The organism is Gemmobacter sp. (assembly GCF_016792925.1).
Classification (GTDB): domain Bacteria; phylum Pseudomonadota; class Alphaproteobacteria; order Rhodobacterales; family Rhodobacteraceae; genus Gemmobacter.
The window spans coordinates 1-2,120 of record NZ_JAEULU010000045.1; the positions used below are offsets into that span (position 1 = coordinate 1).

Sequence of the window (2,120 nt, forward strand, 5' to 3'; positions counted from 1 at the left end):
AAAGCGGCTCGATCAGTTGCGCGCCTTGTCCACCATTGTGCCCTTGGAGATCCAGGGCATCATGGCGCGCAGTTTCTCGCCGACTTTCTCGATCTGGTGTTCGTCGTTCGAGCGGCGCGAGGCCTTGATGGTGGGCTGGCCCACGGCGTTTTCCAGCATGAAATCGCGCACGAACTTGCCGGTCTGGATGTCGGTCAGCACGGCTTTCATGCGGGCCTTGGTTTCCTCGTAGGGCAGGATGCGCGGGCCGGAGACGTATTGGCCGTATTCGGCGGTGTTGGAGATCGAGTAATCCATGTTGGCGATGCCGCCTTCATAGATCAGGTCGACGATCAACTTCACCTCGTGCAGGCACTCGAAGTAAGCCATTTCCGGCTCGTAGCCAGCCTCGACCAGCGTTTCAAAGCCGCAACGGATCAGCTCGACCAGACCGCCGCACAGCACGGCCTGCTCGCCGAACAGGTCGGTTTCGCATTCCTGACGGAAGTTGGTTTCGATGATGCCCGAGCGGCCGCCGCCGATGGCCGAGCAATAGGACAGCGCGATGTCTTGCGCCTTGCCGGTCGCGTCATTGTGGACCGCGAAGAGGCAGGGCACGCCGCCGCCCTTGGTGTATTCGCCGCGCACGGTGTGGCCGGGGCCCTTGGGCGCCATCATGATGACGTCGACGCCGGGCTTGGCTTCGATCAGGCCGAAATGCACGTTCAGACCATGGGCGAAGGCGATGGCCGAGCCCTCTTTCAGGTTGTCATGCACGTATTTCTTGTAGGTCTCGGCTTGCAGCTCGTCGGGCATGGTGAACATGATCACGTCGCACCAGGCGGCGGCTTCGGCGATGCCCATGACCTTCAGGCCTTCGCCTTCGGCTTTCTTGGCCGAGGGGCTGCCTTCGCGCAGGGCAACGACGAGGTTCTTGGCGCCCGAATCGCGCAGGTTCAGCGCATGGGCATGGCCTTGCGAGCCATAGCCCAGGATCGCGACTTTCTTGTCCTTGATCAGGTTGATGTCGCAATCGCGATCATAATACACGCGCATGGGCGGTTCCTTTCCGGTTACTATGGCGGCAGAATACGGATAAGGCCGGGGTGATCCGCGCAATATTTGACGGATTTCGATTTTTCTGCGAAAAATCATGCGCGGATACGAGGTTTCATGAATTGTCCATTCAGATCGACGATACGGACCGCCGCATCCTGCGGCATCTGCTGGCCGAGCCGGATCTGGCGACCCCGGTTCTGGCCGAGCGCGCGGGCGTCACCCAGGCGACCTGCTGGCGGCGGCTGGAGCGGCTGGCCGAGCAGGGCGTGATCACGGCGCGGCAAGCGGTGATCGACTGGCGCGCCTTCGGGCATGAGGTGGAGGTGTCCTTGCGCTTCACGCTGGACAAGACCTATCCCCGCGCCTTTGACGAATTTCTGGCCGCCGCGCGCGAGGTGCCCGAGGTGATCGGGATCGAGACCTTTCTGGGCCGGGTCGATGTGCGGCTGAACGTGATCGCGCGCGACATGGCGCATTACCAGCAGATCTACCGCGAGCGCATCCTCACCCTGCCCCATATTGCCGATATCGAGGCGCTGATGCTGATTGCCACCATCAAGGATAGCGCGGGGTTGCCGCTGTGATTGATCTGGATGACCTTGACCGCGCCTTTCTGCGCGATCTCACGCGCGATGGCACGCTGTCGGCGGGGGAACTGGGCCGCCGCCATGGTCTCAGCCAGCCCGCCGCCTGGCGGCGGGTGAAGCGGCTGACCGAGGCGGGGATCCTCGCGGGGCAGCGCGTGCAGGTGGATCGCACTGCGCTTGGCTTTGGCGTGACGGTGTTTCTGGGCGTGAAGCTGGCGACCAAGGGCCGGGTGAGCCTGGAGGATTTCGAGCGCGCGGTGACCGCCATCCCCGAGGTGCAGGTGGTGCAGCACGTCCTGGGCCTGTTCGATTACCGCCTGCGCGTGGTCGCCCGCGACATTGCCGATTTCGAGCGCGTCTTGCGGCGGCGGATCATGACGCTGCCGGGGGTGGGTCAGGTAGAGGCCAATGTGTTGCTGACCGAGGAGGCGCGGCCCGGACCATTGGGGTGAGGGTGTCGGACGGGGTATGGGGGGGGGGGGGGGGGGCCCCCCC

3 protein-coding genes are annotated in these 2,120 nt (G+C 63.9%); 2 read left to right on the top strand and 1 reads right to left on the bottom strand.

The window, feature by feature from the left end; translation table 11 throughout:
• Positions 1–12: 12 nt before the first annotated feature.
• Positions 13–1,035 (bottom strand): ketol-acid reductoisomerase, encoded by a 1,023-nt coding sequence (gene ilvC, locus JNN06_RS02305; RefSeq protein WP_291237983.1) that lies wholly within the window; start codon positions 1,033–1,035, stop codon positions 13–15.
• 128 nt (positions 1,036–1,163) lie between these two features.
• Here ilvC and JNN06_RS02310 point away from each other — a divergent pair, with 128 nt between their 5' ends.
• Both JNN06_RS02310 and JNN06_RS02315 read left to right on the top strand, forming a co-directional pair.
• Positions 1,164–1,622, top strand: a complete 459-nt coding sequence (locus JNN06_RS02310; protein WP_291237985.1) for an Lrp/AsnC family transcriptional regulator — start codon at positions 1,164–1,166, stop codon at positions 1,620–1,622.
• The gene (locus JNN06_RS02315) at positions 1,619–2,077 is read left to right on the top strand and encodes an Lrp/AsnC family transcriptional regulator (RefSeq protein WP_291237984.1); all 459 of its coding nucleotides are present in this window, start codon (positions 1,619–1,621) and stop codon (positions 2,075–2,077) included. Before JNN06_RS02310 ends, JNN06_RS02315 begins: the two co-directional genes overlap by 4 nt.
• The last annotated feature ends 43 nt before the right edge of the window (positions 2,078–2,120 follow it).